Annotated in this window: 19 protein-coding genes; 9 read left to right on the top strand and 10 right to left on the bottom strand. The window is 51.1% G+C overall.

Annotated features, from left to right (window positions below; translation table 11 throughout):
- Positions 1–247 precede the first annotated feature (247 nt).
- Positions 248–2,611: an aerobic respiration two-component sensor histidine kinase ArcB gene (gene arcB / locus BUB06_RS04635; protein WP_039470355.1), complete on the bottom strand. Its 2,364-nt coding sequence runs from the start codon at positions 2,609–2,611 to the stop codon at positions 248–250.
- A 119-nt stretch (positions 2,612–2,730) separates the two neighbouring features.
- Positions 2,731–3,660, bottom strand: a complete 930-nt coding sequence (gene mnmL / locus BUB06_RS04630) for a tRNA modification radical SAM protein MnmL/YtqA (protein WP_010296700.1) — start codon at positions 3,658–3,660, stop codon at positions 2,731–2,733.
- Between the two features lie 651 nt (positions 3,661–4,311).
- Here mnmL and gltB point away from each other — a divergent pair.
- Positions 4,312–8,772, top strand: coding sequence for a glutamate synthase large subunit (gene gltB, locus BUB06_RS04625; RefSeq protein ID WP_039470353.1), 4,461 nt, complete (start codon positions 4,312–4,314; stop codon positions 8,770–8,772).
- Positions 8,773–8,781: 9 nt separating this feature from the next.
- The gene (locus BUB06_RS04620) at positions 8,782–10,200 is read left to right on the top strand and encodes a glutamate synthase small subunit (RefSeq protein WP_039470351.1); all 1,419 of its coding nucleotides are present in this window, start codon (positions 8,782–8,784) and stop codon (positions 10,198–10,200) included.
- Between the two features lie 47 nt (positions 10,201–10,247).
- On the opposite strand, the gene BUB06_RS04615 is transcribed toward BUB06_RS04620, so the two are convergent.
- Positions 10,248–10,676 carry a GFA family protein gene (locus tag BUB06_RS04615; protein ID WP_010296695.1) on the bottom strand — a complete coding sequence of 143 codons (429 nt, stop codon included), beginning with the start codon at positions 10,674–10,676 and terminating at the stop codon, positions 10,248–10,250.
- Between the two features lie 380 nt (positions 10,677–11,056).
- Here BUB06_RS04615 and BUB06_RS04610 point away from each other — a divergent pair, with 380 nt between their 5' ends.
- Positions 11,057–11,830, top strand: a complete 774-nt coding sequence (locus BUB06_RS04610) for a (S)-acetoin forming diacetyl reductase (RefSeq protein WP_039470349.1) — start codon at positions 11,057–11,059, stop codon at positions 11,828–11,830.
- Between the two features lie 78 nt (positions 11,831–11,908).
- Here the strand turns inward: BUB06_RS04610 and sspB are convergent, their stop codons facing one another.
- From sspB to BUB06_RS04585, 4 genes are all read right to left on the bottom strand, one after another.
- A complete protein-coding gene (gene sspB, locus BUB06_RS04605; RefSeq protein ID WP_010296690.1) occupies positions 11,909–12,412 on the bottom strand; it encodes a ClpXP protease specificity-enhancing factor in 504 nt (167 codons plus the stop codon).
- A 5-nt stretch (positions 12,413–12,417) separates the two neighbouring features.
- Positions 12,418–13,059, bottom strand: a complete 642-nt coding sequence (sspA, locus tag BUB06_RS04600) for a stringent starvation protein SspA (protein ID WP_039470348.1) — start codon at positions 13,057–13,059, stop codon at positions 12,418–12,420.
- 418 nt (positions 13,060–13,477) lie between these two features.
- Positions 13,478–14,722, bottom strand: a complete 1,245-nt coding sequence (locus tag BUB06_RS04590; RefSeq protein ID WP_010280188.1) for an enolase C-terminal domain-like protein — start codon at positions 14,720–14,722, stop codon at positions 13,478–13,480.
- 339 nt (positions 14,723–15,061) lie between these two features.
- The gene (locus BUB06_RS04585; RefSeq protein WP_039470346.1) at positions 15,062–15,766 is read right to left on the bottom strand and encodes a FadR/GntR family transcriptional regulator; all 705 of its coding nucleotides are present in this window, start codon (positions 15,764–15,766) and stop codon (positions 15,062–15,064) included.
- Positions 15,767–15,946: 180 nt separating this feature from the next.
- Between BUB06_RS04585 and BUB06_RS04580 the strand changes: the two genes are divergently transcribed.
- The 3 genes from BUB06_RS04580 (at position 15,947) to BUB06_RS04570 (ending at position 19,420) form a co-directional block, all read left to right on the top strand.
- Positions 15,947–16,720 (top strand): SDR family oxidoreductase, encoded by a 774-nt coding sequence (locus BUB06_RS04580; RefSeq protein WP_010296684.1) that lies wholly within the window; start codon positions 15,947–15,949, stop codon positions 16,718–16,720.
- Between the two features lie 110 nt (positions 16,721–16,830).
- Positions 16,831–17,877 carry an L-idonate 5-dehydrogenase gene (gene idnD / locus BUB06_RS04575; protein ID WP_039470344.1) on the top strand — a complete coding sequence of 349 codons (1,047 nt, stop codon included), beginning with the start codon at positions 16,831–16,833 and terminating at the stop codon, positions 17,875–17,877.
- A gap of 214 nt (positions 17,878–18,091) precedes the next feature.
- A complete protein-coding gene (locus tag BUB06_RS04570) occupies positions 18,092–19,420 on the top strand; it encodes an MFS transporter (protein ID WP_039470343.1) in 1,329 nt (442 codons plus the stop codon).
- Between the two features lie 163 nt (positions 19,421–19,583).
- On the opposite strand, the gene rpsI is transcribed toward BUB06_RS04570, so the two are convergent.
- The 3 genes from rpsI to zapE all read right to left on the bottom strand — a co-directional run bounded on the left by rpsI (position 19,584) and on the right by zapE (position 21,810).
- The gene (rpsI, locus tag BUB06_RS04565) at positions 19,584–19,976 is read right to left on the bottom strand and encodes a 30S ribosomal protein S9 (RefSeq protein WP_010280182.1); all 393 of its coding nucleotides are present in this window, start codon (positions 19,974–19,976) and stop codon (positions 19,584–19,586) included.
- A 15-nt stretch (positions 19,977–19,991) separates the two neighbouring features.
- Positions 19,992–20,420: a 50S ribosomal protein L13 gene (rplM, locus tag BUB06_RS04560; RefSeq protein ID WP_005975488.1), complete on the bottom strand. Its 429-nt coding sequence runs from the start codon at positions 20,418–20,420 to the stop codon at positions 19,992–19,994.
- Positions 20,421–20,658: 238 nt separating this feature from the next.
- Positions 20,659–21,810, bottom strand: coding sequence for a cell division protein ZapE (gene zapE, locus BUB06_RS04550; RefSeq protein ID WP_010296676.1), 1,152 nt, complete (start codon positions 21,808–21,810; stop codon positions 20,659–20,661).
- Between the two features lie 220 nt (positions 21,811–22,030).
- On the opposite strand from zapE, the gene zapG reads away from it, so the two are divergent.
- The 3 genes from zapG to degS all read left to right on the top strand — a co-directional run bounded on the left by zapG (position 22,031) and on the right by degS (position 25,297).
- Positions 22,031–22,435, top strand: a complete 405-nt coding sequence (gene zapG, locus BUB06_RS04545; protein ID WP_010296674.1) for a Z-ring associated protein ZapG — start codon at positions 22,031–22,033, stop codon at positions 22,433–22,435.
- A 256-nt stretch (positions 22,436–22,691) separates the two neighbouring features.
- The gene (gene degQ / locus BUB06_RS04540; RefSeq protein WP_010296670.1) at positions 22,692–24,062 is read left to right on the top strand and encodes a serine endoprotease DegQ; all 1,371 of its coding nucleotides are present in this window, start codon (positions 22,692–22,694) and stop codon (positions 24,060–24,062) included.
- 137 nt (positions 24,063–24,199) lie between these two features.
- Positions 24,200–25,297, top strand: a complete 1,098-nt coding sequence (degS, locus tag BUB06_RS04535) for an outer membrane-stress sensor serine endopeptidase DegS (RefSeq protein ID WP_010296667.1) — start codon at positions 24,200–24,202, stop codon at positions 25,295–25,297.
- Positions 25,298–25,301: the final 4 nt, after the last annotated feature.

The raw sequence follows: 25,301 nt of genomic DNA, 5'->3' as shown, positions 1-25,301 counted from the left end.
AGGTGCATGTTTTCCCTGGTGTTGGCGCATAATTCGCGTACCCCGGCTTCGGCCGGGGTCATTTTTTTCTACCGTATGAAAACGTGCAAACCCTCGCATCCCCGACCCCTCTTCAATCGTAAACACCACTTAATCTGACGCTGTTTTATCTGACGTCGTTTTGCACTTTTTGCATGATATCGCGTGAGACGAAAAAAATTTTCTAACCGTTTTGCTCGCCACGCCCCTGTGGCTGCAACAGACCGTATCAGGATTCTTTTTCTGCTTTTGCAACCCAATCACGCAGTACCTGAACGTCATGACGCCAGTCATGCTTAAGCTCATCAACCCATTCCTGCACGTTATCCCACCATGCCGGTAGCGATGAGGTCTGAATCTGCTGGGCAACTTGCTGTAGATGCCGTAACCCGACGGAACCCGCCGCCCCTTTAATTTTGTGCCCTTCTTCCGTAATGCCTTTCTGGTCGCGCGCCGTCATGTTGGAATCCAGAATCGCCAGATAGCCCGGCATCATCTGCTCAAACATCTCCAGACTCTGGTGGATCAATTTCGGCCCCACCAAATCCAGATACTGTTCCAGCATTGGGATATCCAGCAGATCGTCTTCTGCATTTGCCATTTCATCACCTTCCTCAATCACCAGCTCTTCCGTCCACGCCGTATGAGTATCCCAGAATTGTTTGATGACGGCCGTCAGCGCTGGCACCGATAGCGGCTTGCTGAGCACGTCATCCATACCCGCATCCAGATATTCACGTTTATCTTTCAGCACGTTCGCCGTCAGCGCCACCAGCGGCGGCATGCTACGTTTGCCATAGCGTGAACGCAGCTGACGCGCCACGTCCAGCCCGGTCATATCCGGCAGTTGGATATCGAGCAACACCAGATCGAACTCATCGGGATCAAACATGTCCAGCGCTTCCTGTCCGGTCATCGCGACATCCACACTGTTCCCCAGTTTTTCCAGCACCGAACGCGCGACCACCACGTTCAGTTCGATATCTTCCACCAGCAGAACGTGCAGCGCCGGTAACGGCAAATCATCATCTAGGCCATTTCCTACTTCATCGACGCTCGGTGCAATCACCGTCAGGGTAAAGCAGGACCCCTTGCCTTGCGTGCTGGAAACCTGGATATCGCCCCCCATGTTCTGTGCCAGACGCTTCGACACCGCCAGACCAATTCCCGTGCCCGTTGCGGGTTTCCCGCCGTGCTGGTCTTTGACCTGATAATACATGGCGAAGATTTTTTCCAGCTCATCCGCCGGAATACCCATCCCGGAATCTTCCACCTCAAAGCGCAGGCGATCGCCCTTTTCATGCCAGACGCGCACCACAATTTCGCCTTTTTTGCCGTTCTCACCCTTCGGCGTGAATTTCACCGCGTTACTGAGCAGGTTCCACAGAATCTGCCGCAGGCGCGTTCCGTCAGTCATGACTTTCTGCGGCAGAGGCTGATGCTGGTCCATAATCAGCTTCAGGCCTTTCGGCTCCGCCAGCAGGCCGCCGAGGTTTTCCAGATCCACCAGGAAACCGGTGAAATCGATCGGCTGGTTATCCAGTTGCACCTTGCGGCGCTCCTGTTTGTCCATCTCGATTACGTCGTTAAAGATATTGCCCAGCGTAATCGCGCTGACGTGGATGGTTTTCAGGTATTTTTGCTGCTCAGGGTCGAGTTGAGTATCCAGCAGGATGCGACTTAACCCGACAATGCCATTAAGCGGCGTACGAAGCTCGTGGCTGATAGTTGAGATAAAGGTGGTCTTCTCCCTACTGGCGTTCTCTAACGCGTCCTGGTAACGCTTACGCTCCGTTATATCGCGTCCAAATCCCATCAGCCCGTGACGTTTGCCCATTCGGTCATAAAACGGCACCTTGCGCAGCTCAAAACAGGCTTTACGGCCATCGGGATAAACCAGCCATTGTTCATAGGTCAGAGAAACGTTGTGACGGAACACTTTTTCGTCCGTCTCCATCACTTTCTCGGCAATATCGGGAGCGTAAACATCTTGCGGCGTCAGGCCAATGAGCTGCTTCTGGCTTTTGCCCACCAGCAGTTCCATCGCACGGTTGCAGCCGGAGAATTCTTTCTCTTCGTTACGGTAGTAAACCAAATCCGGCGAAGCATCGAGGAACGAGCGCAGCAGCGCCGACTGTTGCTCCAGCTCAATCTGCGCCTGTTCGCGGCGGGACATTTCTTCTTTGAGTCGGCTCATCACCAGCACACGCGCGTCTTCCGCTTTGATACGGTCGGCGATTTCCTGATTGAGCTGCGCGATATTCTCTTGAAGCTGCGCATTCAGCTCCAGATCCCGGTGGCGCATTTCTTCCAGTTTCGCCACCAGCTTCGCCAGCCGCTGGCGCGACTCTTCGAGCTGTTCCACCACCACGGAGAGAAAATAAACGGCCCAGGGCGTAATCAACAGCCCGAAGAAAATGGAGCGGACGACGTCGATATTTTCGACTTCCCCGCTGAGCAACAGGGTGACCGCCATTTGCACCACCATCGCCAGCAGCACCAATACCGAGGCCAGCAGCAGTGAAAAACGGACAAGCCCCAGTTTTACCATCAAATCAACATAGTACTGCGCCAACAGACGAATTTGCTTCATAGCGATTTCCCTTAGTCACCAACCCGCGCATCATAACGTAAAATAGCGACTTATACGGCGCTACCCCGTAGATTCACAACACGAAATATCAGCCTCTACTGCTCGTGTCTTTTGACGCATTACATACTAGCGTAGCGGTAGGGCGTGCCCAGCGCGGAACCCTGTACGCCATGCGTTTGCAGATAGCGATCCAGCTCGACCATGCCCGTCCAGCGGTTTTCACACCAGAGCGGGGCCAGCAGGGTCGGACGGCGGGCGCTGGCGGAAATGCGGTGATAAATCACATCCGGCGGCGTATGGCGAATCATCTCTCCCGCTGTCTCCACGTAGCGATCCAGCGCCAGCTCGGGCAGCCTTCCGGCTCGCCAGGCCTTCGCCATCGTGCTGCCTTCCACGATATGGAGAGGATGGAGCTTAATGCCTTCCACGCCGGTCTCGATAACCTGCTCCAGCGTCGATAAACAGCGCTGTGCGTCCTCTCCCGGTAAACCCACAATCAGATGGCTACACACCTTCAGCCCGCGCTCACGCGCACGGCGGGTGGTTTCCTGATAGCAGGCGAAGTCATGACCACGATTAATCCGGTGCAGCGTTTTGTCACATGCGCTTTGCAGCCCCAGTTCCAGCCAGACCTCATAACCCTGTTCATGATAGCGGGACAGCAAATCCAGCACCGCATCGGGCACGCAGTCGGGGCGAGTGCCCACACAAAGCCCCACCATTTCGGCCTGCTTCAGCGCTTCCTGATACATGCTTTCCAGCACCTGAACCTCGGCATAGGTGCTGGTATACGCCTGAAAATACGCCAGATAGCGCTTGGCTCGGTTCACCTTTCCCGCCTGCGCTTCCAGCTGTTGTGCAATGCTGCGCTGCTGCATCTGCTCATCGGCAAACGAGGCCACATTGCAGAACGTACAACCGCCCCGCCCCAGCGTCCCGTCACGGTTTGGGCAATTAAATCCGCCGTGCAACGTCAGCTTGTGAACCTTCTCGCCATAGCGGCGTTGAAGATTTCCGCCAAACATATTGATTAATTTTTGCAATTGCATATTCTAACCTGCTCCCTTGAGGAACAGCAGACTACCTTTCTCTCGCCCCCTTCGCGATGACCGCGATCAATCACACACATCCCAATGAAATGCATTTTTATTCGCTTTTAGTGAAAATAAACTCACATCCGTGTTAATTAATTTTTCTTATCCCGCATGCTCGCTTAATGAAAAGATGAAGCAATACTTAAAAATAGTTTCATAAAATCTAAAAGTAGCCATATACAGCACAATATGCTGCAACACAGAAAGAACGTAGCACGGAGAAGGGTTCTCACGCTTTTGTATAGTGATACAGCTCACACTTCAATTAAACGCCATATTCATTTACCGAGATTGTTTTTCTAAAAAAATCATTATATTTCATAGGTATAATTAAAAATTATCGCTTATCAGCACATTTTACACTGGTATTTGACCTGAACAGGCTTTCTCGCTAATTTGGGGATCCGCTGGAAGCTTTCCTGACGGGTACACAACTCGTCATATTTATGCAGTAAATGAAGACTCCCTCTAAAAACAAGTCATTTACCACTTGTGAGACCGTCACGAGAGGCCGAAGAAGAGAGCGTAATACTAGCCGCTCAACGCCACGGTGCTTTCTCGCAGTAGGTTGTGAGAGTCACACAGAGCCTGGGGAGGTTCACTAACATGTTGTACGATGCATCCCAAGAGAGAGATAACTGTGGTTTCGGATTAATCGCCCATATAGAAGGTGAGCCGAGCCATAAAGTAGTGCGTACTGCCATTCACGCACTCGCACGCATGCAGCACCGTGGCGCAATCCTTGCTGACGGCAAGACTGGCGACGGCTGCGGTTTATTACTTCAGAAGCCCGATCGTTTCTTTCGTCTGGTGGCGGAAGAGCACGGCTGGCGTTTAGCCAAAAACTACGCCGTTGGCATGATGTTTCTCAATCAAGACGAAGAACTGGCTCGCGCCACGCGTCGGATTGTAGAAGAAGAGTTGCAGAACGAAACGCTGTCCGTACTGGGCTGGCGTGAAGTTCCAACCAACCCGGATGTACTGGGGGAAATTGCCCTGTCGTCCATGCCGCGTATCGAGCAAATTTTCGTTAACGCCCCGGCTGGCTGGCGTCAACGTGATATGGAACGTCGCCTGTTCATGGCACGTCGCCGTATCGAAAAGCGCATTGAAGATAAAGAGTTCTACGTTTGTAGCTTCTCTAATCTGGTCACGATCTATAAAGGTCTGTGCATGCCGGCGGATCTGCCGCGCTTCTACCTCGATCTGGCCGATCTGCGTCTGGAGTCAGCAATTTGCCTGTTCCACCAGCGCTTCTCAACCAACACGGTTCCACGCTGGCCGCTGGCGCAGCCGTTCCGCTATCTGGCACACAACGGCGAGATCAACACCATCGCGGGTAACCGCCAGTGGGCTCGCGCGCGTGCTTACAAATTCAAAACCCCGCTGATCCCAGATTTGCAGGATGCTGCGCCGTTCGTCAACGAAACCGGCTCTGACTCCAGCTCGCTGGATAACATGCTGGAACTGTTCCTGAGCGGCGGGATGGATATCATCCGTGCCATGCGCCTGCTGGTTCCGCCAGCCTGGCAGAACAACCCGGATATGGATCCTGAACTGCGCGCCTTCTTCGACTTTAACTCCATGCACATGGAGCCGTGGGATGGCCCGGCCGGTATTGTTATGTCCGACGGGCGCTATGCGGCCTGTAACCTGGATCGTAACGGCCTGCGCCCCGCACGCTACGTCATTACTAAAGACAAGCTGATCACCTGTGCCTCTGAAGTTGGTATATGGGATTATCAGCCGGACGAAGTGGTTGAGAAAGGCCGCGTCGGTCCGGGCGAGCTGATGGTGATCGACACCCGCAGTGGCCGCATCCTGCACTCCGCCGAAACCGATGACGATTTGAAAAGCCGCCACCCTTACAAAGAGTGGATGGAGAAAAACGTTAAGCGTCTGGTGCCGTTTGAAGAGTTGCCAGACGATCAGGTTGGCAGCCGTGAATTCGACGATGAGTTGCTGGAGACCTTCCAGAAACAGTACGGTTACAGCAGCGAAGAGCTGGATCAGGTCATCCGCGTGCTGGGCGAAAACGGTCAGGAAGCCACCGGTTCGATGGGCGATGATACGCCGTTCGCCGTGCTGTCCAGCCGTCCACGCATCATTTATGACTACTTCCGTCAGCAGTTCGCGCAGGTCACCAACCCGCCGATCGATCCGCTGCGCGAAGCACATGTAATGTCACTGGCGACCAGCATTGGCCGTGAAATGAACGTCTTCTGTGAAGCCGAAGGTCAGGCTCACCGTCTGAGCTTTAAATCGCCGATCCTGCTTTACTCCGACTTCACACAGTTGACGTCACAGGATGAGCTGCACTATCGCGCCGACACGCTGGATCTGACGTTTGATCCGTCGCAGCAAACGCTGCAACAGACCATCGAGAAACTGTGTGACGAAGCTGAAAGCAAAGTCAGAGACGGTGCCGTTCTGCTGGTGCTGTCTGACCGTGGCATTAGCGAATCACGCTTGCCTGTCCCTGCGCCGATGGCCGTGGGCGCGGTTCAGCGCCGTCTGGTCGAAAAGAGCCTGCGCTGTGATGCCAACATCATTGTCGAAACCGCCAGTGCGCGCGATCCGCACCACTTTGCCGTGCTGTTAGGCTTTGGTGCGACGGCTATCTACCCTTACCTCGCTTACGAAACGCTGGCGCGGATGGTGGATAACCACACCATCGACAAACCTTATCGTGCCGTGATGCTGAACTACCGTAACGGCATCAACAAAGGCCTGTACAAGATTATGTCCAAGATGGGCATCTCGACGATTGCGTCTTATCGCTGTTCCAAGCTGTTTGAAGCCGTGGGCCTGCATAAAGACGTGTCGACGCAATGCTTCCTGGGCGTCGTCAGCCGCATCGGCGGGGCAAACTACAGCGACTTCGAACAGGATCTGTTGAACCTGTCTAAGCGTGCCTGGCTGAAACGTAAAACGCTGGAACAGGGCGGCCTGCTGAAATTTGTTCACGGCGGCGAATACCATGCCTACAACCCGGATGTCGTCACCACGCTGCAAACCGCAGTGAAATCCGGTGAGTACAGCGATTACGAGCAATACGCCAAACTGGTTAACGAGCGCCCAGCAGCGACCTTACGCGACCTGCTGGCACTGAAACCGCAGGAAGGTGCGGCTATCGCGATCGACAGCGTTGAACCGGCCTCTGAAATGTTCAAACGCTTCGATACCGCGGCCATGTCCATCGGTGCACTCAGCCCCGAAGCCCATGAATCGCTGGCTGAAGCGATGAACGGACTGGGCGGTTTCTCCAACTCCGGTGAAGGCGGCGAAGATCCAGCGCGTTACGGCACCAATAAAGTGTCCCGTATCAAGCAGGTTGCTTCTGGCCGCTTTGGTGTGACGCCAGCCTATCTGGTTAACGCCGATGTGATTCAGATTAAAGTGGCACAGGGCGCGAAGCCGGGCGAAGGCGGTCAGTTACCGGGTGATAAAGTCACGCCGTACATTGCTCGTCTGCGTTATTCCGTGCCGGGCGTGACGCTGATTTCACCACCGCCGCACCACGATATTTACTCTATTGAAGATCTGGCTCAGCTGATTTTCGATCTGAAACAGGTCAACCCGAAAGCGATGATTTCGGTAAAACTGGTGTCCGAACCGGGCGTCGGGACTATCGCTACGGGCGTTGCCAAGGCGTATGCCGACCTGATCACCATCGCCGGCTACGACGGTGGTACGGGTGCCAGCCCGCTGTCCTCCGTGAAATACGCGGGTTGCCCGTGGGAACTGGGTCTGGTTGAAACGCAGCAGGCTTTGGTCTCCAACGGTCTGCGCCACAAAATCCGCCTTCAGGTGGACGGTGGCTTGAAAACCGGTCTGGATATCGTCAAAGCGGCGATTCTCGGCGCGGAAAGCTTCGGCTTCGGCACCGGACCGATGGTGGCGCTGGGTTGTAAATACCTGCGTATCTGTCACCTGAATAACTGTGCGACAGGCGTTGCAACGCAGGATGAGAAGCTGCGCCGCGATCACTACCACGGCCTGCCTGAGCGTGTAACCAACTACTTCCACTTCATCGCGCATGAAACTCGTGTGTTGATGGCAGAACTGGGCGTCAGCCGTCTGGTGGATCTGATTGGTCGTACCGACCTGCTGGTTGAGCTGGACGGTTTCAGTGCGAAACAAAACAAGCTGGATCTGTCTCCGCTGTTGCACGCAGCACAGCCTCAGCCGGGCAAAGCGCTGTATTGCACGGAAAGCAATCTGTCGTTCGATAAAGGCTTGCTGAACAAAGAGCTGCTGGCTCAGGCACAGCCGCATATCGATTCGAAGCAGGGCAAAGCGCTCTACTTCGATATCCGTAACACAGATCGCTCCGTCGGCGCGACGCTGTCCGGTGCGATTGCCGAGAAACATGGCGATCAAGGACTGGCGGGCGATCCGATTAAAGCGCACTTCTCCGGTACCGCAGGACAGAGCTTTGGCGTCTGGAACGCAGGCGGCGTGGAGCTGAAATTAACTGGCGATGCCAACGACTACGTGGGCAAAGGCATGGCGGGCGGCAGCATCTCCGTACGTCCTCCGGTGGGTTCCGCCTTCCGCAGCCACGAAGCCAGCATCATCGGTAACACCTGCCTCTACGGCGCGACTGGCGGTAAGCTGTTTGCCGCAGGCCGTGCAGGCGAGCGTTTCGCCGTACGTAACTCCGGCTGTATCACCGTGGTAGAAGGCATCGGCGATAACGGCTGTGAATACATGACGGGCGGTATCGTCTGCGTGCTGGGCCGTACTGGCGTGAACTTTGGCGCAGGTATGACCGGTGGGTTCGCCTACGTGCTGGATGAAGACGGTGAATTCCGCAAACGCGTTAACCCGGAACTGGTGGAAGTGCTGGATGTCGAAGAACTGGCTATTCATGAAGAGCATCTGCGTGGCCTGATCACCGAGCATGTACAGAATACCGGTTCACACCGCGGAGAAGAGATCCTCGCTAACTGGCCGACCTGGGCACCGAAATTTGCTCTGGTGAAACCGAAGTCAAGTGATGTGAAGGCATTGTTGGGTCACCGTAGTCGTTCCGCAGCCGAGCTGCGGGTTCAGGCGCAGTAAGAGGTCATCATGAGTCAGAATGTTTACCAGTTTATCGACTTACAGCGCGTTGATCCGCCCAAGAAACCGCTGAAGATTCGTAAAATTGAATTTGTTGAGATCTACGAGCCGTTCTCAGAAAGCCAGTCCAAAGCGCAGGCAGACCGCTGCCTGGCATGCGGCAACCCTTACTGTGAGTGGAAATGTCCGGTACATAACTACATCCCGAACTGGCTGAAGCTGGCGAACGAAGGCCGCATTATCGAAGCGGCTGAGTTATCGCACCAGACCAATAGCCTGCCGGAAGTCTGTGGTCGCGTATGCCCGCAGGACCGTCTGTGTGAAGGGTCTTGTACGCTGAATGATGAATTCGGCGCGGTCACCATCGGCAACATCGAGCGCTATATCAATGATAAAGCGATAGAGATGGGCTGGAAGCCAAGCGTTGCCAACGTCAAACCGACCGGCAAACGCGTCGCCATCATTGGCGCGGGCCCGGCAGGATTGGCGTGTGCCGACGTGCTGGCACGCAGTGGCGTACAAGCTGTCGTCTTCGATCGTCATCCTGAGATCGGTGGCCTGCTGACCTTCGGTATCCCTTCTTTCAAGCTGGAAAAAGAAGTGATGGTGAAACGTCGTGAGATCTTCACTGAGATGGGCATCGAATTCCGTCTGAATATCGAAGTCGGCAAAGACGTGCAGATGAAAGCGCTGCTGGACGAGTACGATGCGGTATTCATCGGCGTCGGCACCTATCAGTCTATGCGTGGCGGATTGGACAATGAAGATGCTCAGGGTGTCTACGACGCTCTGCCGTTCCTGATTGCCAACACCAAGCAGCTGATGGGCTTTGAAGCCGCCGTTGACGAGCCTTACGTCAGCATGCAGGGTAAACGCGTTGTCGTACTGGGCGGTGGTGACACCGCGATGGACTGCGTGCGTACCTCGATTCGTCAAGGTGCAACGCACGTGACCTGTGCCTATCGTCGTGATGAAGAGAACATGCCGGGTTCTAAACGCGAAGTGAAAAACGCGCGTGAAGAAGGCGTCGAGTTCAAATTCAACCTGCAACCGTTAAGCGTCGAGATCAATGGCGCGGGCAAAGTGTGCGGTGTGAAAATGGCGCGTACTGCGCTGGGCGCACCGGATGCCAATGGCCGTCGTCGTCCTGAAATCGTAGAGGGTTCCGAGCACGTTCTGGAAGCCGATGCGGTCATCATGGCGTTCGGCTTCCGTCCGCACAAAATGGCGTGGCTGGCAGAACATGACGTCAAGCTGGACGATCAAGGTCGCATTGTCGCGCCAGAAAGTTGCGATAACGCGTTCCAGACCAGCAACCCGAAAATTTTTGCGGGCGGCGATGCAGTACGCGGTTCCGATCTGGTGGTGACAGCCATTGCAGAGGGCCGTAAAGCCGCTGACGGCATCATGAACTATCTGGAAGTGTAGAAACGCATCACATCTCTTAAGGGCAGCGCTGGCTGCCCTTTTCTTTTTTAGTCTTTACCAGATTCGTCTTTACCGGAATACAGCGCAATCACCTCCTGCTCTGTCAGCATCGGCGTCTTTTCCGCAAACGAGTAGTAGCTCGGTTTGTTATCGATATAAATCTGAGTGACCATCTTCTTGTTAGCTTCGTCGGTAAAAAAACCTGCTGGAATTTCATAAGCATCCGTACCGCGTAGACGGTAAAACAGATGTGTGCCGCACACGCGGCAAAACGCGCGCTCGGCCCATTCCGATGATTGCCATACCGTAATGTTTTCTTCGCCTTCTATTTTAATCGCCGGATCTTTGCACTCCACCGCCATGAGCGGCCCGCCGCCCCACGTCTGACACATACCACAATGGCAGACACCCACTTCACTGACAGAATGCGTCGTGGAAATCGTCACCCCGCCGCATAAACAACGACCTTGATGCATAGCTCCCTCTCCTAATGTTCTGCCTTCTGGAATCGCAATGTCCCATAAACAAGGAATATCGCCGCTAGTTTCGGTTATAGCATAGGTTATATACGCCTTTGCTCTTACTCTCAGGAAGTCGGGCAATGCTCAACGTTCAATCTGTATTCCTCTAAGGCCGCGGCCAGCAAATGAACTACGTCGCGCCATAGCAACCGATGGCCATTTTCTCTACTTCTCTTCTCGGAATATCAAACCAGATAGGCTAATAAAATCTTCATCTTTCCACTGGGTTCTAAAGAACCTTTCGTAATAAATCCTGCAATATCACATTAACGACCTACACTTACCTCCGGCATTAACTTGTCTTTATTGAGATTGGATTTCATTAAGGAGGAAATATGACAGTCGAAGTGGCTCTTGTAACAGGAGCCGGTCAAGGTATTGGCCGCGCTATTGCTCTCAGACTGGCGGCAGACGGTTTTGCCGTCGCCATCGTGGACTATAACCAAGAAACCGCGCGCAGTGTGGCGCAGGAAATCGAAAAATCCGGCGGACAGGCCATCGCACTACAGGCAGACGTCGCGGATCGTGAGGCCGTTTTTGCTGCCGTTGCCGCAACCAAAGAGCGCTTTGGTGACTTTAACGTCATCGTCAATAACGCCGGTGTTGCCCCTTCAACCCTGATTGAAGACATCACGCCAGACGTTGTCGATCGCGTTTATAACATCAACGTCAAAGGCGTTATCTGGGGCATTCAGGCGGCGCTCGATGCCTTTAAATCTCTGGGGCACGGCGGAAAAATCATCAATGCCTGTTCGCAGGCTGGGCATGTGGGCAACCCCGAACTTGCCGTCTACAGCTCAAGTAAATTCGCAGTTCGTGGCTTAACGCAAACGGCCGCACGCGATTTAGCGCCGCTGGGCATCACGGTCAATGGCTACTGTCCGGGTATCGTAAAAACGCCAATGTGGGATGAAATCGATCGGAAGATCTCTGAATCCGCAGGAAAACCGCGTGGCTATGCGACGGAAGAATTCGCCAAACGCATCACGCTGGGCCGTCTTTCCGAACCGGAAGATGTTGCTGCCTGCGTGTCCTATCTGGCCAGCCACGATTCCGACTATATGACGGGACAATCGCTATTGATTGATGGCGGAATGGTGTTCAATTAACACGATGCTCAATTAAGAGCATGTTCAATTAACGGCACGAAATAAAAAGGGCACTGTTAAAGTGCCCTTAGAAACAAATTACTTCACGACCCGTAGCGACGGTCGGCCACCTTTAGGTGGCTGCGGTGGTTCATCATCAGAACCCGAGCCATCGTCAGGTGCTTCAGAATCAGGTGAGCTATCGACAATCGACATGACCGTCCCTGAAGCGGGTGCGCCTTCCTGAAAGTCTTCGTATTCACCAGCAGATTCGTAAGCAGGTTCGGACTCAAACATCGTTCCAGCCCCGTTCTCACGAGCATAGATCGCCATGACAGCCGCCATCGGCACATAAACCTGACGCGGTACGCCACCAAAACGGGCATTGAAACGAACGCTGTCATCAGCTAACTCAAGGCCGCCAACAGCGCGCGGTGCGATATTCAGCACGATCTGGCCGTCACGGGCGAACTCCATCGGCACCATAACATCTGGCAGAGTAACATCTACCACCAGATGAGGCGTTAATTGGTTATCCAGCAACCAATCATAAAAAGCCCGTAATAAATACGGACGACGCGGAGACAGTTGAGACAACGCCATACGGTTTAACCTCGGGTTTGCAAACGCATTTCACGTTCCACTTCCGTCAGGGAAGCCAGGAACGCATCACGCTCAAAGACGCGAGTCATGTAGCCTTTCAGCTCTTTCGCGCCCGAACCACTCAGTTCAATGCCTAACTGCGGCAAACGCCACAGCAGCGGAGCCAGATAGCAATCCACAAGGCTGAACTCTTCGCTCATGAAATAAGGCGCTTCATTGAATACTGGGGCAATAGCCAGCAATTCTTCACGCAATTGCTTACGTGCCGCATCCGCTTCCTGAGCGTTGCCGTGCGTAATTTTCTTCAGCAAAGAATACCAGTCGCTCTCAATACGATGCATCATCAGGCGGCTGTTACCGCGCGCAACCGGATAGACAGGCATTAACGGCGGATGAGGAAAACGTTCATCCAGATACTCCATGATAATGCGTGATTCATAGAGCGTCAGTTCGCGATCGACCAGCGTCGGCACGGAACCGTAAGGATTGAGGTCAATAAGATCCTGAGGCAGATTATCCATGTCTACCTGCTCAATCTCGACACTCACACCCTTTTCCGCCAATACAATGCGGACCTGATGGCTAAAAATGTCGGATGGACCAGAAAACAGCGTCATTACCGAACGTTTGTTGGCAGCGACAGCCATGAAAACCTCCAAGTTTATCGAGAAAATATGGCGAATAATCGTGCAGTCAGTAACCTGCAAACCGCTATTCGAAATGCTGCTCGCCAATGTGTGTAAACGTCACCGGATAAAACCCAGCTGGTTTAAACCGCTACACGATAGCTTACACACAGGCATAAAATCGGCAGATAGCTTATCAGATTTTGTTCGTTTTGTGGGGATATAAGCGGAGAATCTTATTTAACAGAATGATAAATAAGAATTTTTTTATTAAATACAAATTTTTCATTTGCAATAGCGAAGTCTAAACAACACCGCCAGAGAATAATCTATCCCCTGTATTGGCCTGCGCTGAGTCGTCAACCGCCTAGAAGCCGACGATGACCGTCGGCTTCTAAGTAAGCGAAATTAAAGCGAATTGGCGTCATTAAGCCAATAATTAAGGTCGTGCCGCAGTGCCATCCGGCAAGCGTGCATTCGTCCATGACGGCAATCCACCTTCAACAGGGAATTGCTTCGCTTTTTGCTCATCGATATCAATCCCTAATCCTGGCTTATCGTTCAGGTACGCGTATCCACCTTCAATATCCGGGCAACCGGGGAAAACGTCCCGCAGGGCCTCATTCATCGGCGTATATTCTTGAATACCCAGATTCGTAATGCTCATATCAATGTGCATATTCGCGACTACACCGACAGGAGAGATATCCCCCGGACCATGCCAGGCGGTTCTCACGCCATGAAACTCGGCGAGTGTCGCCAGTTTTTTGGCAGGCGTAATCCCACCGATCATACTGATATGGCAGCGAATAAAATCAATCAGATGATTGGTTATCAGGTGTTTGTATTCGGCAACATGAACAAACAGCTCCCCCATCGCGATTGGGGTTGAGGTTTGCTGGCGCATCACGCTAAGGAAATCAACATTCTCTGGGGCGACGGGATCTTCAAGATAAAAGAGCTTGTAATCTTCCAGAGACTTCGCCATTTGCAACGCGGTAACCGGCGATACCCGTTCATGAACATCATGAATAAATTCAACATCAAACCCAATCTTATTGCGCAGATGATCGAAAAAGGCCGGAATGCTTCTGGCATAAGCATCAGGATCGAAATAAATACCGGGCGTCTTCGTTCTTGGTGAGCGCTTCGGCGTGATATTGGCTTTATCCAACTGAGTGGCAATCAGTTTGAGGTCTTCCGTCCCGGCCCCACCGTACATGCCCATCTGACAACGCACATACTGGTACCCTTCTTCCATTGCCGCACGGATGTTATCTTCCGCCGCAACCGCATCCGCACCATCGCAATGACGATAAAGTGGAATACCGTCGCGGCATTTGCCGCCCAGCAATTCATAGACCGGCAAGTTAGCGACTTTACCCTTGATATCCCACAGCGCCATATCGATAGCCGAGATCGCATTGTTCATCACCGGCCCATTGCGCCAATAGCCGCTCACGACGGCAGACTGCCAGATATCTTCAATACGAGAAGGATCTTTCCCGATCAGAAAAGGCTTCATATATTCATTAATGGCCGCTTCAACCGCGAAAATACGTTGGGTAAAGGTTGCACACCCTAAGCCGTATAAGCCGTCCTGGTTGGTTTCGACCTTGACGACAACCAGATCAATGCCACCCGGTGCCGTTAGAATCGTTTTTACGTTTGTTACCTTTATCATTCAAAAACTCCTGTGATAGCCACAATCAGATTATGTAGAATCTCATTTGTTGTATGACATCATATCTCTTGATGTATTACTATCAAAAGGAAAAAATAAAAGCAACTTAATTGAGGAGAAAATCGGGAAGTACAGCGGGCTGAAAGAGATATCACCAAAGGTAATAATTTTAATAAATTAGATAAATAGTGGATCACTACGGGTACATTTCTGATACAAAAATATAGTGAATTAACACCATTTTTACGCCGATGCTGCAAAGCAAGCACCGGCAGGCCGTTACTGACAGACAAATAAAGGAGAGGTAAGCGACCTGAGAAATAGGGCGATATTTACACGTTAGTTATTATCAAGGTTGTTAATCATAATAATGTTACATTCCATCGCCTGATCCAGGCATAGCTTCGCGGTTTCAATGTCACGGTTTTTTATCGCCATAAAAATTTTGATATGCGCGTCAATACTATCTAACGTTATGCCTAACACACGGTTTAACTCTTCCAGATAGAAATAGTACATACTTTTCACATACTTAATGGCATGTGAAAACACTTTGTTGTGCGCCGCATTGATAATCGCCATGTGGAAATCCAGATCGGCCTGCGAGTATTTTTTATAGTCATTTTTGTTAACCAGCATTCGGTTAAGTGCATCTTCTATAAGAGCAATATCCTCATCCGTTGCATTTTTTGCCGCCAACTCGATGCACTTGAATTCCACCGTTTGCCGAAACACCATCATGTCCATGAACTCACCTTTCGTCAGGTGAAGAATCGGCTTGTCATTCGCCTGCATACGGAAGCTTTCAATTTCATTTGAAACAAAAGAACCTCGACCATGCTTGGTATAGATGATTCCCAGGTTCCTCAGTTTTTGCACCGCGCTGCGAATACTCGTTCTACTTACTTCAAAAGCCTCACTTAATTCAAACTCAGACGGTAATTTCTCACCCTGTTTCCACTCACCGCTGAGTATTTTTTTCTGCATCTTCTGATAGACGGCTTCAGCAATATTATTTCTTGGTATTGATTCTATATTGTCCATAACGCCTCAAATCAATTATTGGAATCATGATCACAAAAAAACGCTTTGACTGTTGATTGAAGTATAACAAAGCGACACCATCACTTCCACTCGTTAGTTGTATGACAACATGATGTATGACAATACTACCTCTTAAAAAATAACCTATTCAATGCTCAATAATCAGTTAAGGAGTTGATAATGGATGCCGCAAAACTATTTGATCTATCAGGGAAAACTGCACTCATTACCGGTTCTGCAAGAGGCCTCGGCTTTTCCTATGCAGAAGGATTAGCCTCAGCCGGTGCCGCCATTGTACTTAGCGATATCAGAGAGGAAACGCTGAACGAAGCGGTACAAAAGCTAACGGCAAAGGGCTATAACGCTAAAGGTTACGTGATTGACGTCTCAAAAGAAGATCAGATCGTCAATGCATTCAATCTGATGGATGCCGCTGGTATAGAAATCGACATTGTGATTAATAACGCAGGGATCCAACATCGTCAACCGTTAGTCGACCTCGCGCTACAGGACTGGCAGCGCGTCATGGACATTCACCTGACAGGGACATTCCTCGTGTCGCGCGAAGCTGCAATCCGCATGATAAAACGCGGCCGCGGCGGCAAATTTATCAATATCTGTTCACTGACCAGTGAGCAAGCACGTCCTACCGTCGCACCTTATACCGCCGCTAAAGGCGGAATCAAAATGTTGACGCGCTCCATGTCGGCGGAATGGGCAGAATATAACATTCAAGCGAACGCAATCGGCCCCGGCTACATACTGACCGACATGAATGAAGCCTTGATTAAAGATGTTGAGTTCGATAAGTGGGTCAAAAGTAGCAACCCAACTAAACGCTGGGGAAAAACCGAAGAACTTATCGGTACGGCTATTTTCCTGTCTGCTGATGCATCGAATTATATCAATGGTCAGGTCATCTATGTCGATGGCGGATGGTTAGCGGTACTCTGATTCTCAGAAATCGATATTCTTCAGGGATGATTGATAAGTCAACGTGTGGTTTTTAATTCTCTCCACCGCGACAAAGGAAAACCACACTATATTATTTTAGAGGTATCAATATGAAACAAGATACGCTTACCTTTGATGCATGTATTGTTCATGGGAAAAAAGACGTAAAAGTAGAAAGCCGTGAACTGACTTATACCGAAAACGATATTGTCGTTAACGTTGAATGTGGCGGTATTTGTGGCTCAGATATTCATTATTATCATGAAGGCCATGCTGGTTTGTCTGTAATAAAACATCCTATGGTCATGGGTCACGAATTCGTTGGCAGAATTCATCAGGCACCTGAAAATAGTCAATTAAAAGTCGGGCAAAAAGTTGCGATCAATCCTTCCCAGCCTTGCAATCAATGTAACTATTGCCTGGAAGGCAAACAGAACGAATGTCAAAGTATGCGATTTATGGGAAGTGCGCAGTTTAATCCGCACGTACACGGCGGTTTTGCTCAATATGTCACTGTTTCTGCACAGCAGTGCTATCCCTATGATGAAAATGTCCCTTCACAAATTATGGCACTTGCGGAACCAACGGCGGTTGTTATTCATGCCATCAACGTCGCAGGCAGCCTGGTCGGTAAAAAAGTCTTGGTCATCGGTGCGGGCCCGATTGGTGCCTTGACGATTGCCGCAGCGAAAGCCTCGGGCGCCGTAGAGATTGTGGCATCCGATATCAGTGAAAGGTGCAGAAATATCGCGTTGGAAATGGGAGCCGATGCCTCGGTCAATCCGCTTGATGAAAGTGCAATGGAAATCTATAACCAAAATAAAGGCTACTTTGATGTGACCTTCGAGGCCAGCGGTGCACCTGCGGCAATCGCCTCATCGGTCTTTGCGACCCGCCCTAATGGTTTGATTGTACAAATTGGTATGGGACCAAGCCCTGTCCAATATCCCGTTGCACAAATGCTAGTAAAAGAACTCTCGTGGAAAGGATCATTCCGATTCATTAATGAATTTGCGACTGCGGTTAAATGGCTGGAGAAAGGTATTATCAATCCACAGCCCATTATCTCCGCTGAATATTCTTATCATGATGTTGAAAATGCATTAATTGCAGCAAGTGATAAAAATATTTCTTCAAAAGTACTCGTTAAATTTTAATAAAGACATCACCTTTAATCTTAAATCGGATTAATACGGCAAAGGAATGCTGATAATACGCTATTGACCCAAAATCAAGATGTGGTGTTTTTTCTTATTATTCTATCGATTAATTATTTCCACACATTGTCTGGAAATGATTTTTCGTGTGTGCCACCAGGTATTTATACCTCACCACATATTGAATTAAATCTAATAATCATATGGTGACACTATGAACTCATCTCCAGTTAAAGTGAAAAGAAGCACGTCCGATCTTGCCAGGGCATCCGTTTCTGGCTGGCTCGGTACAACATTAGAATTCATGGATTTCCAGCTCTATTCTCTTGGTGCCGCACTGGTCTTCCATGAAGTTTTCTTTCCTGAACAATCGGCTGCTATGGCATTAATTCTCGCGATGGGAACCTACGGTGCAGGCTATGTAGCCCGTATTGTCGGCGCCGTCTTCTTCGGGAAAATGGGGGATAGAGTCGGCAGGAAAAAGGTCCTGTTTATTACCATTGCATTAATGGGCGTTTGTACCACATTAATAGGCGCACTCCCGACCTACCAGCAGGTTGGCATTCTGGCACCGATTCTATTGGTAGTGCTCAGGATTATTCAGGGACTGGGTGCCGGTGCAGAGATTTCTGGTGCCAGTACCATGCTGGCAGAATACGCGCCTAAGGGTAAAAAAGGCATTATTGCCTCGCTGGTTGCAATGGGAACCAACTGCGGAACCTTGAGCGCGACGGCCATTTGGGCTGCGATGTTTTACCTCTTTAGCAATGAAGAGATCATTGATTGGGCGTGGCGTCTTCCCTTCCTTGCGAGTTTCGTGGTGATGGGGTTTGCTATCTGGTTACGTCTGAATCTGAAAGAAAGCCCGGTATTTGAAGGGGTACAAGAAACGAAAGAAGTCGCCCATCAGCACACACCTTTTTGGTCTTTGCTAAAAGGGAAAGCGTTTTGGATTGCAACGGGTCTGCGCTTCGGACAGGCGGGGAACTCAGGGATTATCCAGACTTTCCTGGCTGGCTACATGGTACAAACGCTACTATTCAGCAAGGCCGTTCCAACCGATGCCATCATGATTAGTTCAGTTATCGGCTTCCTGACAATCCCATTGATGGGGTGGCTATCAGATAGAATCGGGCGCCGTATTCCTTATATTATCCTGACGCTGGGCTCTATTCTTCTCGCTTATCCGATGATTTCGATCATCGTGAATAAAGAGCAGGCGGTCGCTACAATCACGGTATGCTTAATCCTAATTCACAATATTGCGGTATTAGGGCAGGCAGCAATTGAGGGGATTACGATGGCGGAGATGTTTGGTTCAAAAAACCGCTTCTCCCAAATGGCAATTTCCAAAGAAATCGGTGGGTTATTCGCTACAGGGCTTGGTCCTTTGCTAGCCGGTATTTTTTGCCAAATAACAGGGTCGTGGTATCCCATCGTTGTGATGCTAATTTGCTACTCCTGCATTGGCCTGCTGTCCGCCCTTTTGATGCCAGAAGTCAAAGATCGCGATCTGCATGATGTAAGAAACGCAACGGAATAGCAGACACCATCGCAGCAGAAGTAAAAGCTAAATTCTAAATGCAAAAGACCACCTCCAGAGGTGGTCTTTTGCATTGGTAGCCTAAAGCGCAGCTGGGACATAAAAAAACCCGGTGACCAGCACCGGGTTTTTTGCATTGATTTCGCTGCAGAGCAGCCAGAAATTAACGCTTGGAGAACTGAGGACGACGACGTGCTTTACGCAGACCGACTTTCTTACGTTCAACCTGACGAGCATCACGAGTAACGAAACCAGCTTTACGCAGTTCGCTACGCAGGGACTCATCATACTCCATCAGAGCGCGGGTGATACCGTGACGGATCGCACCAGCCTGACCAGAGATACCACCACCTTTAACGGTGATGTACAGATCAAATTTACCAACCATGTCGACCAGTTCAAGCGGCTGACGAACTACCATGCGGGCAGTTTCGCGACCGAAGTACTGTTCCAGACTACGCTGGTTGATAACGATGTTACCGTTGCCCGGTTTGATGAACACGCGAGCGGCGGAGCTTTTGCGGCGACCAGTGCCGTAGTATTGATTTTCAGCCATTGCCTATAATCCCGATTAAATGTCCAGAACTTGCGGTTGCTGTGCCGCGTGATTGTGCTCGGTGCCCGCGTAAACTTTCAGTTTACGGAACATAGCACGACCCAACGGGCCCTTCGGCAGCATGCCTTTAACCGCGATTTCAATCACACGCTCAGGACGGCGGGCAATCATCTCTTCAAAGGTCGCTTGTTTAATACCACCGATGTGACCGGTGTGATGATAATAAATCTTGTCAGTACGCTTGTTGCCAGTTACAGCAACTTTGTCAGCGTTCAGAACGATGATGTAATCACCCGTATCAACGTGCGGAGTGTATTCCGCTTTATGCTTGCCGCGCAGACGACGAGCCAGTTCAGTAGCGAGACGGCCTAAAGTTTTACCGTTCGCATCAACAACGTACCAGTCGCGTTTTACGGTCTCTGGTTTAGCTGTAAAAGTTTTCATTAAAAGCTTACCCAATAATTAGTTACACGTTGGTGAACACCCAAACGCTCGAAAACAGTTGAGGCTCACACGACCATCAAGTCCAGCAAACCTACCCCTTCGAATAGCCATTGCCGGCACTATAAAGTTTTTGGGAAAAAAAACTTTGTTGTAACGTGGGGTCGCAAGATTATAGAGAAGTCATTCTCAAAGATCGACCTTTTTTCACACGCAAATGACTAAAAAACCGCAGCCTGCGTTACGCCAAATGCGGCTGCCGTAAGTACTCTTCGCTTTGCATTTCCTGCAAACGGGATAAACAGCGCTGGTATTCAAATTTCAGGTGATCTCCCTGATAGATCTCAAACATCGATGCCTGCGCAGAAATAATCAATTTGATACGGCGATCGTAGCACTCGTCCACCAGCGCCAGAAAACGGCGGGCGGTGTTCTCTTCCTTCGTCTCCATTACCGTCACATTGTGCAACAGCATCGTGTGGTAGAGGCGCGACAGTGCGATGTAATCATTCTGGCTACGCGCTTCTGTACACAGCGTGTGGAAATCGACCGCCAATACGCCATCGCTCACGCCAAGTGTCGATAACGGACGATGATTGATCTCCAACACCGGCCCTGGCGTCTGCCACGGTTTCCCTGTCAGGCGGGTAAACATCTGCTGCATCGCAGCATCCGTCTCTTCATTCAGCGGCGAGAGATAAAGATGTGCCTGCGTCAGCGTGCGCAGACGATAATCGATACCCGCATCGACATTACGCACGTCGCAATACTGCTTAATCAGCTCAATCGCAGGCAGAAAACGCGCGCGTTGCAGCCCATTACGGTAGAGATCGTCTGGCGGAATATTCGACGTCGCCACCAGCGCAATGCCGCGAGCAAACAGCGCACGCAGCAGCTCAGCCAGCAGCATCGCATCGGTAATGTCAGAGACGAAAAACTCATCGAAGCACAGCACATCCGTTTCGGCTTTAAAACCGTCGGCCACTTTCTCCAGCGGATTTTCCTGCCCTTGAAACTGGTTCAGTTCTTCATGCACACGCAGCATAAAACGATGAAAATGCAGGCGCATCTTGCGCTCAGCGGGCAAACTGTGGAAAAACATGTCCATCAGCCAGGTTTTACCTCGCCCGACGCCGCCCCACATGTAAAGCCCTTGAACTGGCGCAGATTCCCGTTTATTACGTCGTCCTAGCCAGCTACGCCATTTCCCCACGCGATCGGATGTCCCCGCATCGCCATCAGCAGCGCGTTCACATAACGCCTGATGTATCGCTTCCAGACGCACAACGGTTTGCCGTTGCACCTCGTCCGGCTGATATTCACCAGCGGAAAGCGCCTGCTGGTAAAGTGCCAAGGGTGTTGTTTGCTGTTGTGTTGTCTGTGGAATAACCATAGCCATCGCAATCCCTGAGAAAAAAGTTAGTCGTATTTTGCTGTGTGTTGTCGTCGATTTAAGCCGTAATCGTCGCAGTTAACAACCTTGATGTCTGCGGTAGGTCAACATTCCTTTCTGTCATCGAGTATCAGGATTCCACTCAGGCAAGGTTAACGGTTATAGTGACTATATTAAGTGAAAAACCCTACGGGACAACAACGTCAAAATAGGAGCTATTATGACTTGGGAGTATGCGCTGATAGGTTTAGTTGTCGGTATTATTATTGGTGCTGTAGCCATGCGCTTTGGTAACCGTAAGCTGCGGCAACAGCAGGTCTTGCAGAATGAGCTGGAGAAAAGCAAAACCGAACTGGAAGATTATCGTCAGGAATTGGTGGGTCACTTCGCCCGCAGTGCGGAGCTGTTGGATAACATGGCGGATGATTATCGTCAGCTTTATCAGCACATGGCGAAAAGCTCCAATAATCTGTTACCTCACGTTCCCGGTCAGGATAATCCGTTTAAATATCGTCTGACCGAATCAGAAGCAGATAACGATCAGGCTCCGGTGAACATGCCGCCGCGCGATTATTCAGACGGTGCCTCAGGCCTGCTGCGGGGCGAACGTCCGATTCGCAAGTAATTCAGTTTCCCCTAGCGTGAGGCTTTCTGTCTCACGCTTTCCCCTCTCTTGTTCTACGCTTAAAACGCTTGTACGTTTAAGACGCGTACCACAGGCTGCCATCGTCCGATCACGCACTAAAATAGCGATAGTTACAATCTGCTGACGAAACAGCAGTGAACTTTACACATTGATCGCCAGTCTGACTCTTCACCGTGTCTTTAAGTTTATATATCATCGTTTTATTCATCCGCAGGCCGTGAGAGAGTTAATAACAATGAAAAAAACATCATTACTATTTAGTGCACTGGCAATGAGTATAGGTTTGACCCTGTCCACGCTTCCCGCTGCAAATGCTGCGCTGCCTGCCGTGGTTCAAGGCCAACAGACGCCAAGTCTGGCCCCGATGCTGGAGAAAGTCTTGCCAGCCGTCGTCAGCGTGCACGTTGAAGGTACACAGGTACAGCGTCAGCGCGTACCAGAAGAGTTCAAGTTCTTCTTTGGTCCTAACTTCCCGACGGACAAACAAAATTCTCGCCCGTTTGAAGGGCTGGGTTCTGGCGTCATTATTGATGCCGCAAAAGGTTACGTGCTCACCAACAATCACGTGATCAATAACGCCGACAAGATCCGCGTCCAGCTTAATGACGGACGTGAATATGAGGCGAAATTGATTGGTCGCGATGAGCAGACCGATATCGCCCTGCTACAGCTAAATGACGCCAAGAATCTGGTCTCTGTAAAAATGGCCGATTCCGATCAACTGCGCGTCGGTGATTTTGCCGTTGCCGTGGGTAACCCGTTCGGCCTTGGCCAGACCGCAACCTCCGGTATTATCTCCGCACTGGGACGTAGCGGCCTGAATCTTGAAGGGTTAGAAAACTTCATCCAGACCGATGCTTCCATCAACCGCGGTAACTCCGGCGGTGCGCTGGTGAACCTCAACGGTGAGCTGATCGGTATCAACACGGCGATCCTGGCGCCGGGCGGCGGAAACATCGGTATCGGTTTCGCTATCCCTAGCAACATGGCCCAGAATCTGGCACAGCAGCTGGTTGAATTTGGCGAAGTGAAACGCGGGCTACTGGGTATTAAAGGCAGCGAGATGACGTCGGAGATGGCGAAAGCCTTCAACGTCGATGCGCAGCGCGGCGCCTTCGTCAGCGAAGTCTTACCGAAATCTGCCGCATCCAAAGCCGGTATCAAGGCGGGCGACGTGCTGACGACGCTGGATGGTAAACCAATCAGCAGCTTTGCAGAACTGCGGGCCAAAGTCGGCACCACCGCACCGGGCAAGACCGTGAAAATCGGTCTGCTGCGTGATGGCAAACCGCAGGAAGTTTCCGTCGTGTTGGATAACAGCTCATCGGCATCAACCAGCGCTGAAACGCTTTCACCGTCATTGCAGGGGGCTTCTCTGACGAATGGCCAATTGAAAGACGGCAGCAAAGGTGTGCAGATTGATAACGTCGCCAAGGACACACCTGCCGCGCAGGTCGGTCTGCAAAAAGGCGATATCATCATCGGTGTAAACCGCGAGCGCATTGAAAACATCACGCAACTGCGCAAACTGCTGGAAGCGAAACCTTCCGTTCTGGCTTTGAATATCGTCCGGGGCGAAGAAACAATTTATCTGCTGCTACGTTAATCGCTTGCCGTCTTTTTCGGCAGCTTAACTGGCCAGAACATCGCTAATGTTAAAAAATCGGACACCGAGCCATGCGGTGTCCGAACTTCTCGTGATATCCTCCCCTTATCTCCCTTTTTCCACAGTAAATCACGGCCATGCTTGCTAAGTTATTACGTTCAGCGCTCTTTGGTGCCCTCGTCGCCGGTATTATTCTGGCCGTACTGCCCTTTATCGGGTCTGGCACGTCGTTTCTGAAAGGCAATGACAAAAATACTGATGGTTCACCCATAAGCTACCATCAGGGCGTCAGCCATGCGGCGCCTGCTGTGGTGAACGTTTATAACCGGGTTGCCAAAGAGGGTAAGCCCAACGAAGTCGCCATTCATCCTCTCGGATCCGGCGTCATCATGAATGAAAAAGGGTACATTTTAACCAACAAGCATGTGATTAATAACGTGCAACAAATCCAGATAGAGCTATCAGACGGCAGGCTGTACGAAGCCCGCGTGATCGGTTCCGATAGCCTGACCGACCTGGCCGTGTTGCAAATTGATGGCGTCAATCTGCCCGTTATTCCCATAAATCCAGACCGTATACCGCACGTCGGCGATATCGTGATGGCGATCGGCAACCCTTATAATCTGGGGCAAACCGTCACGCAGGGCGTCATCAGCGCCACTGGCCGCGTCAGCCTTAGCACCTATGGTCAGCAAAGAAGCCAGGTAGGGCGCCAAAATTTGCTGCAAACCGATGCCTCAATTAACCACGGGAATTCCGGTGGTGCGCTGGTCAACACGCTCGGTGAGCTGGTCGGGATTAATACTCTTTCGTTTGATAAAAGCAGCAATGGCGAAACGCCGGAAGGCATTAGCTTCGCCATTCCCGTCGCGCTGGCGACCAAGGTAATGAGCAAGCTCATCCGCGATGGTCGCGTGGTGCGTGGCTATATTGGCGTCAACGGCGTCCAGATCGAGAATATTGAGAACAGCACGTCGACTAACAATCGTGATGCGCAGGACAGGTTAAGCGGGATTCTCGTTCAGACTATCGACCCAGGTGGACCGGCGGATAAAGCAGGTATTCGTGTCGAAGACGTCATCGTTAGCGTGAACAATAAGCCTGCGCGCTCGATTATTGAAACGATGGAACAGGTTTCGGAAATACGCCCCGGCACTGTCATTCCAGTCACGATTGTGCGTGATAAAAATCAAGTCACGCTGCAAATGACGATTCAGGAATTCCCTACCCAATAACGGC

Origin of the sequence: Pectobacterium carotovorum (assembly GCF_900129615.1) — a bacterium.
Classification (GTDB): domain Bacteria; phylum Pseudomonadota; class Gammaproteobacteria; order Enterobacterales; family Enterobacteriaceae; genus Pectobacterium; species Pectobacterium carotovorum.
This window is presented reverse-complemented; position numbering and strand designations above follow the sequence as displayed.

What these genes read in the sequence shown, in the direction of transcription:
- mnmL (WP_010296700.1), bottom strand. Translation starts at nt 3,660, where the DNA reads ATGCAATTGCAAAAATTAATCAATATGTTTGGCGGAAATCTTCAACGC.
- sspA (WP_039470348.1), bottom strand. Translation starts at nt 13,059, where the DNA reads ATGGCTGTCGCTGCCAACAAACGTTCGGTAATGACGCTGTTTTCTGGT.
- degS (WP_010296667.1), top strand. Translation starts at nt 24,200, where the DNA reads ATGCTTGCTAAGTTATTACGTTCAGCGCTCTTTGGTGCCCTCGTCGCC.
- idnD (WP_039470344.1), top strand. Translation starts at nt 16,831, where the DNA reads ATGAAACAAGATACGCTTACCTTTGATGCATGTATTGTTCATGGGAAA.
- rpsI (WP_010280182.1), bottom strand. Translation starts at nt 19,976, where the DNA reads ATGGCTGAAAATCAATACTACGGCACTGGTCGCCGCAAAAGCTCCGCC.
- BUB06_RS04580 (WP_010296684.1), top strand. Translation starts at nt 15,947, where the DNA reads ATGGATGCCGCAAAACTATTTGATCTATCAGGGAAAACTGCACTCATT.
- arcB (WP_039470355.1), bottom strand. Translation starts at nt 2,611, where the DNA reads ATGAAGCAAATTCGTCTGTTGGCGCAGTACTATGTTGATTTGATGGTA.
- BUB06_RS04620 (WP_039470351.1), top strand. Translation starts at nt 8,782, where the DNA reads ATGAGTCAGAATGTTTACCAGTTTATCGACTTACAGCGCGTTGATCCG.
- zapG (WP_010296674.1), top strand. Translation starts at nt 22,031, where the DNA reads ATGACTTGGGAGTATGCGCTGATAGGTTTAGTTGTCGGTATTATTATT.
- BUB06_RS04585 (WP_039470346.1), bottom strand. Translation starts at nt 15,766, where the DNA reads ATGGACAATATAGAATCAATACCAAGAAATAATATTGCTGAAGCCGTC.
- degQ (WP_010296670.1), top strand. Translation starts at nt 22,692, where the DNA reads ATGAAAAAAACATCATTACTATTTAGTGCACTGGCAATGAGTATAGGT.
- BUB06_RS04590 (WP_010280188.1), bottom strand. Translation starts at nt 14,722, where the DNA reads ATGATAAAGGTAACAAACGTAAAAACGATTCTAACGGCACCGGGTGGC.
- BUB06_RS04570 (WP_039470343.1), top strand. Translation starts at nt 18,092, where the DNA reads ATGAACTCATCTCCAGTTAAAGTGAAAAGAAGCACGTCCGATCTTGCC.
- gltB (WP_039470353.1), top strand. Translation starts at nt 4,312, where the DNA reads ATGTTGTACGATGCATCCCAAGAGAGAGATAACTGTGGTTTCGGATTA.
- BUB06_RS04610 (WP_039470349.1), top strand. Translation starts at nt 11,057, where the DNA reads ATGACAGTCGAAGTGGCTCTTGTAACAGGAGCCGGTCAAGGTATTGGC.
- sspB (WP_010296690.1), bottom strand. Translation starts at nt 12,412, where the DNA reads ATGGCGTTGTCTCAACTGTCTCCGCGTCGTCCGTATTTATTACGGGCT.
- zapE (WP_010296676.1), bottom strand. Translation starts at nt 21,810, where the DNA reads ATGGTTATTCCACAGACAACACAACAGCAAACAACACCCTTGGCACTT.
- rplM (WP_005975488.1), bottom strand. Translation starts at nt 20,420, where the DNA reads ATGAAAACTTTTACAGCTAAACCAGAGACCGTAAAACGCGACTGGTAC.
- BUB06_RS04615 (WP_010296695.1), bottom strand. Translation starts at nt 10,676, where the DNA reads ATGCATCAAGGTCGTTGTTTATGCGGCGGGGTGACGATTTCCACGACG.